Raw genomic sequence first — 6,658 nt, forward strand, 5'->3', positions numbered from 1 at the left:
CGATCAGCGGGGGCGATGGATATGGGCGCTTTGCACGACGCCGAAGGCGGCCATCAGAACCAGCATGGCCGACCCGCCATAACTGACCATGGGCAGAGGCACCCCGACAACCGGAGCCAGCCCCATCACCATCGACATATTTACCGCAAAGAACAGGAAGAAGTTCAGCGCGATCCCCATGGTGACCAGCGACGAGAACCTGTCTTTGGTCGACAGCGCCGTGACCATGCAGAAGATCAGGATCAGAGCATAAAGCACCAATAGGGTGATGCCACCGACAAAGCCGAATTCTTCGGCCAATGTGGTGAAGATGAAATCGGTGTGTTTTTCAGGCAAGAAGTTCAGCCGTGATTGCGTGCCCTGCATGAAGCCGCGCCCATTCCATCCACCCGATCCCAGGGCGATCTTGGATTGGGTGATGTGATAGCCCGCGCCCAGCGGGTCGGTCGAGGGGTCAAGAAACGTGTCGATCCGGCGGAACTGGTAGTCCTTCAGCAACTGCCACTCGGTCCCTCGGCTATTGAAAACAGCTGCAATCAAGCCGACCACGGCTGCGATCACGGCCGCGAAATAGGCCCAGTGGACACCGGCCAGAAACATCAACCCTCCGCCAGCGGCCAGCAGCAGGATCGAGGTCCCAAGGTCCGGCTGGCGCAGTACCATGAAGGTAGGGATCAAGATTAGGATGACCGGGATCAGAACCCAGAGCGGAAGCGAGGTTTTATGCGAGGGCAGCCAGTCGTAATAGGCCGCCAGCAACATCACCAGCGCGACCTTCATCACCTCGGACGGCTGCAAACGCATGAACCCAAGGTCGATCCAGCGCTGTGCGCCCATGCCAATCGTGCCGAACAACTCCACAAACACCAGCAACGCGATCGAGGCCAGATAGGCCAGTACCGACATGTTGCGCCAGAACCAGATCGGCACCAGTGCGACGATGAACATCACTGCCAGGCCCAGCCCGAAACGTTCGATCTGAGGCTCGGCCCACGGCATCCACGAACCACCGGCCACCGAATACAGCATCAGGAACCCGGCACTGGCCGTGCTGATCAGCAACAGCGTCAGCGGCCAGTTCATGTACAGGAATTTTCGGAACCCCGATGGCGTGGATTTGACCGCATATTCAAGATAGCTCATGCGCGGTCCTTCTCGCTGGGGCGCGCTTTGGGGCGGCGGTCGCCCTCGAGCCGTTTCTGCTGCTCCTTGATGCGTTCTCGATCTCCGGCCGGGTAGGCCTCGAGCGGTGGGGTGCCGTTGTAAAGCGCCTGAAGCATGATGTCGCGCGCGACCGGGGCCGCCGCCTTGGAGCCACCGCCGCCATGTTCGACCACAACCGCGATGGCGTATTTGGGCTTGTCGTAAGGCGCGAAGCTGACGAACAGCGCATGGTCTCGCCGCTCCCAGGGTAGGTCCTCATTGCGGATCACACCTGCGGCACGTTCCGCTTTGGTGATGTTGCGCACCTGACTGGTGCCGGTCTTGCCCGCCATGCGCAGGTCATCGGCGATGATCCGGCTGCGATAGGCCGTGCCACGCCGGTCGTTCGATACTGACCACATCGCCTCGCGGATGTAGTTCAGATTGGCTGGGCTGATCCCAAGCGGCTCACCCGCGCCGGTTGGCTGTTCGACCCCATCAATCGAGCGGACCAGACGCGGTGTCACGGCCCGCCCCGTGGCGATCCGCGCGGTCATCACGGCCAGCTGCATTGGCGAAGCCAGCATGAATCCTTGACCGATCGAGGCGTTGGCCGTATCGCCGCTCAACCATTCCTCACCATGGGTTTTCAGCTTCCACTCCTGATTAGGAGCCAAACCTGCCCGAACGGCGGACATGGGGATGTCATGCTTGATGCCGAGCCCAAGGGTTCGCGACATTTCTGAGATTTTGTCGATGCCAACCTTCAGCGCAACGTCGTAGTAATAAACGTCGCAACTGCGCTTGAGCGAAGTATTGAGGTCGACAGTGCCGTGACCTCCGCGCTTCCAGCAGTGGAAACGACGACTACCGACCTTGAGGTGGCCGGGGCAATAAACAGTGCTACCGGGGCCAACGACGCCGGCCTCAAGTGCGGCCAGCGCAGTGACCATCTTGAAGGTCGATCCAGGCGGATATGTGCCCTGAACCGTCTTGTTGGCCAAGGGGCGATATTTGTCCTGCGTGAGGATCTGGTAATCCGCGACCGAGATACCGCGCACGAACAGGTTGGGGTCGAAGCTGGGGGCCGAGGCCATTGCCCGCAGATCGCCGGTTTCGCAATCAATGACAACGGCGGCGGCGCTTTCTCCGGCAAGTCGTGCCTGAGCGTATTGCTGCAGGTCCGCGTCGACCGAGAGTTGTAAATCGGCGCCCGGTTGGCCCTCCTGCCGGTCCAACTCACGCATGACGCGGCCGGTGGCGTTAACCTCGACCCGCTTGGAGCCTGCTTTGCCGCGCAGGTCGATCTCTTGCTTGGCTTCCAACCCGACCTTGCCGATCTGGAACCGGGGGATGCGCAGCACTGGCTCGGGGTCTTCGATCTGGCTGAGGTCATAGTCGCTGACCGGGCCGACATAGCCGACGATATGGGCGAAATCCTCATAGCGCGGGTATTGCCGGGTTTGCCCGACCTCGGGCGTGACCCCTGGTAGGGCCGGGGCGTTCACCGCGACTTTCGAGATATCTTCCCACGTCACCTGATCGACCAATGTGACTGGCAGGAACGGGGCCGAGCGTCGCATTTCCGTGCGCGCGCGCTCAATCTCATCCTCGTTCAGGGGGATCAGGTCCGAGAGTTTGGCGATCACCTTGTCGATGTCACCGGCATCCTCGCGCACAATTACGATGCGGTAGGAGGGTGAATTCTGCCCTATGACCTGCCCATTGCGGTCATAGATGCGCCCCCGCGTCGGCGGGATCAGGCGGATGTTGATGCGGTTTTCTTCGGCCAAAAGGCGATATTCATCCGCTTGATCGACTTGCATGTACCGCATGCGTGCGGCCAACCCGCCAATGAAAACCGCCTGTAAACCGCCCAGCAGCAAGGTCCGCCGGGGCAGACGTTTATAGGCGACACCTTCGCTTTTGATCTTGCGTTGTTTCATGCACGCGCCCCTGCCGCACTGGCATCCGCCGCCGAGACGCGGCGTACGCCGAATACACTTTGAGACAGTAGTACAATGACTGGATAGGCGAGAATTGTCAGCACAAGCTGGATCAAAACCGGTAACAAAGCTGCCTGATCAACAGACAGGATTGCAAGGATGACCCGATTGCCCAGAAAGACGCCAGCAACGACGGCACTGACCGACATCCATTCCGCCACAAAGCCCGCATCCCGCATCCCCGGTGCCGCAGACCGCAAGTAAGCCGCGCCCAGCACCACCAGCGCGGCCAATAGGCCCGGAGGGCGTTGCAGCAGCAGATCCGCCAGCAACATAACCAAAGCGACCAAAACGGTCGGCACATAGTCCGGTCGCCTGAGCACCCAAGCAAAAGTAAGGACGATCAGAAAGTCCGGAAAAGGCCAGCGATCCGGCTGCGTATCCAGCGGCAGCAGATGCAGGAACAGAACAAACACCGCGAGCGCCCCATATAGACCGCGCATCGCCCATTTGTGAGAGGCCGGTTTATCCATCACCAGCTTCCTCAGGTGACAACGAAGCAGCGGGGCTCGAGGGGCCAACGATCTGACCCGGATCGCGGATCGTGGGGGCCGAGTTGTAGCGAAGAACGCGCAGGAACTCCAACCGTTCGAAATCGGCGGAGAGACGCACGCGCAGGCGACCTCCGGGGTCGGCGGCGATCTGGCCGATCAGCAGACCGGCCGGAAACACACCGCCATCACCCGACGTCACGACACGGTCGCCGGGGCGCACAAGCTCGCGGTTTTCCAGAAACTCGACCGATGGGGCCGGGGTATTGTCGCCCGTGATCAAAGCGGTCTGGCCAGAGGGTTGGATGGTTGCGGGAATGACGCTTGAGGCGTCAGTCATCAGAATGACGCGCGCCGTATCCGGCCCGACGCCCGAGATACGGCCAACCAGCCCGATCCCGTCCATCGTAGCCCAGCCATCGACGATCCCGTCCCGTTCGCCCACATTCAACAGCACCGATTGCCGGAAGGGAGAGCCGCTATCGGCCATCACAACACCGGTGACATAGGTCAGGCGAGGATCAAGCCGCACATTGTTCAAATCCAGAAGCCGCGCGTTTTCCTGTTCCAACTGCAACGCTGCCTCTTTCCACGCACGCATCAACCGCAGTTCCGAGCGCAGCTCGCGGTTCTGCTCGCTCAGGCTCTGATAGCTTTGGAAATCACGAAACAGGTTGACGGTTGCGGTGACCGGAACCATGGCCCAATCCATCGAGGGCACAACAGCATCCACAACCTGCGCGCGGAACCGTTCTACCCGAGGGCTGTCGATTCGCCAGACAATGAAGATGCCCAGCAGGCACAGCACAACGATCCCCAGAAGCAGACGCCGCAGTGGGGCCGTGTAGTCATCGCGCTGTGATCGGTCTTTTGCCACAGGTTACCTTCCCGTGCTGCTCGGGCCGAATTTACCCTATTTTCTAAAGGGTGCGCGCCTTAGCTTTCGTAGTCAATCGCGTGGCGCAGCTGTTTTTCGTATTCTAGCGCCTTGCCGGTGCCCAAAGCCACACAATTCAGGCTTTCATCGGCGATCGACACGGCCAGTCCTGTCTGTTCGCGCAGAGCAAGATCCAGATCCCCCAGAAGCGCTCCGCCGCCGGTGAGCATCACGCCGCGATCCACGATATCCGCGGCCAGATCGGGGGGCGTGGTCTCTAGCGCGGTCATCACAGCCTCGCAGATTTGCTGGACGGGTTCCGATAGTGCCTCGGCCACCTGAGCCTGACTGATCTCGATTTCTTTTGGCACGCCGTTCAGCAGGTCGCGACCACGGATATGCATCGACTGGCCGCGGCCATCGTCGGGCATGCGCGCGGTGCCGATGGTGGTCTTTATGCGTTCAGCGGTGGATTCGCCGACCAGAAGGTTCTGCTGACGACGCAGGTATGAGATGATCGCCTCGTCCATACGGTCTCCACCCACGCGGACCGAGCGGGCGTAGACGATGTCGCCCAGCGACAGAACCGCAACCTCGGTGGTACCGCCGCCGATGTCGACGACCATGTTGCCGGTCGGATCGGTGATTGGCATGCCTGCCCCAATCGCCGCTGCAATCGGTTCGGCAATCAGGCCAGCGCGGCGCGCGCCTGCGGACAGAACCGACTGACGGATTGCACGTTTTTCAACCGGAGTCGCGCCATGCGGGACGCAGACGATGATCTTTGGCTTCGAGAAGGTTGAACGCTTATGCACCTTGCGGATGAAATGCTTGATCATTTCCTCGGCGGTGTCGAAGTCGGCGATCACGCCTTCGCGCATTGGGCGAATGGCCTCAATGGATCCCGGCGTCCGACCCAGCATCAGCTTGGCGTCTTCGCCAACCGCCAGAACCTTTTTAACGCCATCCTTGACGTGATAGGCCACAACCGAGGGTTCAGACAGGATCACACCGCGCCCCTTGACGTAGACCAGCGTGTTTGCCGTTCCAAGGTCGATAGCCATGTCCGCTGTGAACAGGCCGCCCAGATTGCCAAAGATCCCCATGATTCCCCTGATCCTGTATGTCGGTTTTTCTACTGCCCGCGACTCGACGGTTCCGGGACGGATGACTTATAGGGTGCCAACTCGCCCGGTAAAAGGGCTGATTCCGCGGCAATCAGCACCTTTTCGCCTCATTTTCAGGGACTGTAGAAGGCAATATGCTCTCATATCAACATATTTACCACGCCGGGAATCTGGCTGATGTGCAAAAGCACGCTTTATTGGCATGGTCGCTGTCCTATCTGACCCAAAAGGACAAACCGCTGACCTATGTCGAAACCCATTCGGGACGTGGGCTTTACAAGCTAGATTCAGATGAGGCCCGCAAGACCGGAGAAGCAGCCGCCGGGATCGAGCGGGTGCAGCGTGGTGCATGGTTTGGCGATGATCATCCGCTGGCGCAGGCGATCGAGTTGACCCGCGCGCGTTTTGGAGAGGCCAGCTACCCCGGATCGCCCCTGATTGCAGCTAGCCTGCTGAGGTCGCAGGACAGTCTGCACCTCGCCGAATTGCATCCGCAGGAATATGCGGCATTGTCACTGGCGGTGCCGGGGGGCAATGCGCGCGTCTACAAGCAAGACGGGTATGAGCTGGCGCAGTCCCTACTGCCGCCGACGCCCAGACGGGGTATGCTGTTGATTGACCCCAGCTACGAGGTGAAGGCGGAATATGACCGCCTTCCGGGGATAATCGCCAAGCTGCATCGCAAATGGAATGTGGGCGTGATCGCTTTGTGGTACCCGATCCTGAAGGATGCCCGTCAAAAGCCGATGGTGGACGCGCTGACGTCTCAGGATTTCCCGAAGGTGTTGAAACACGAGGTGACATTCCCCGCAGCGCGCAAAGGGCATGGGATGGTCGGGTCTGGAATGTTCGTGATCAACGCGCCCTTTGGGTTGGATCAGGAAACCCACAGACTGTCTACTTTGTTCAAAAAACTTTGAGGTCTTGGAGAGGAACAAGCAAACCTCGCGCCCCGTTTGCCTGCATCAAAGATGCCGTCAAACGCGTTGGGCCCGGCAGCGCGCCGCAGGCGCG

6 protein-coding genes are annotated in these 6,658 nt (G+C 60.2%); 1 reads left to right on the plus strand and 5 read right to left on the minus strand.

Going from position 1 to position 6,658, the window contains the following annotated elements:
* Nucleotides 1-3 precede the first annotated feature (3 nt).
* From rodA to ACR0KL_RS12900, 5 genes are read right to left on the minus strand one after another with little or no spacing between them, the layout of a single operon-like run.
* Nucleotides 4-1,143 (minus strand): rod shape-determining protein RodA, encoded by a 1,140-nt coding sequence (gene rodA / locus ACR0KL_RS12880; RefSeq protein WP_480777116.1) that lies wholly within the window; start codon nt 1,141-1,143, stop codon nt 4-6.
* The gene (gene mrdA / locus ACR0KL_RS12885) at nt 1,140-3,089 is read right to left on the minus strand and encodes a penicillin-binding protein 2 (RefSeq protein ID WP_170678815.1); all 1,950 of its coding nucleotides are present in this window, start codon (nt 3,087-3,089) and stop codon (nt 1,140-1,142) included. The genes rodA and mrdA overlap by 4 nt, the downstream gene beginning before the upstream one ends.
* The gene (locus tag ACR0KL_RS12890) at nt 3,086-3,622 is read right to left on the minus strand and encodes a rod shape-determining protein MreD (protein WP_170678817.1); all 537 of its coding nucleotides are present in this window, start codon (nt 3,620-3,622) and stop codon (nt 3,086-3,088) included. The genes mrdA and ACR0KL_RS12890 overlap by 4 nt, the downstream gene beginning before the upstream one ends.
* On the minus strand, nt 3,615-4,517 hold the full coding sequence (gene mreC, locus ACR0KL_RS12895) for a rod shape-determining protein MreC (RefSeq protein ID WP_170678819.1): 903 nt from the start codon (nt 4,515-4,517) through the stop codon (nt 3,615-3,617). The genes ACR0KL_RS12890 and mreC overlap by 8 nt, the downstream gene beginning before the upstream one ends.
* 59 nt (nt 4,518-4,576) lie before the next feature.
* On the minus strand, nt 4,577-5,623 hold the full coding sequence (locus ACR0KL_RS12900; RefSeq protein ID WP_039523195.1) for a rod shape-determining protein: 1,047 nt from the start codon (nt 5,621-5,623) through the stop codon (nt 4,577-4,579).
* A gap of 155 nt (nt 5,624-5,778) precedes the next feature.
* Between ACR0KL_RS12900 and ACR0KL_RS12905 the strand changes: the two genes are divergently transcribed.
* Nucleotides 5,779-6,564 carry a 23S rRNA (adenine(2030)-N(6))-methyltransferase RlmJ gene (locus ACR0KL_RS12905; protein WP_170678821.1) on the plus strand — a complete coding sequence of 262 codons (786 nt, stop codon included), beginning with the start codon at nt 5,779-5,781 and terminating at the stop codon, nt 6,562-6,564.
* Nucleotides 6,565-6,658: the final 94 nt, after the last annotated feature.

The organism is Ruegeria sp. C8 (assembly GCF_056537565.1).

What these genes read in the sequence shown, in the direction of transcription:
- rodA (WP_480777116.1), bottom strand. Translation starts at nt 1,143, where the DNA reads ATGAGCTATCTTGAATATGCGGTCAAATCCACGCCATCGGGGTTCCGA.
- mrdA (WP_170678815.1), bottom strand. Translation starts at nt 3,089, where the DNA reads ATGAAACAACGCAAGATCAAAAGCGAAGGTGTCGCCTATAAACGTCTG.
- ACR0KL_RS12890 (WP_170678817.1), bottom strand. Translation starts at nt 3,622, where the DNA reads ATGGATAAACCGGCCTCTCACAAATGGGCGATGCGCGGTCTATATGGG.
- ACR0KL_RS12900 (WP_039523195.1), bottom strand. Translation starts at nt 5,623, where the DNA reads ATGGGGATCTTTGGCAATCTGGGCGGCCTGTTCACAGCGGACATGGCT.
- ACR0KL_RS12905 (WP_170678821.1), top strand. Translation starts at nt 5,779, where the DNA reads ATGCTCTCATATCAACATATTTACCACGCCGGGAATCTGGCTGATGTG.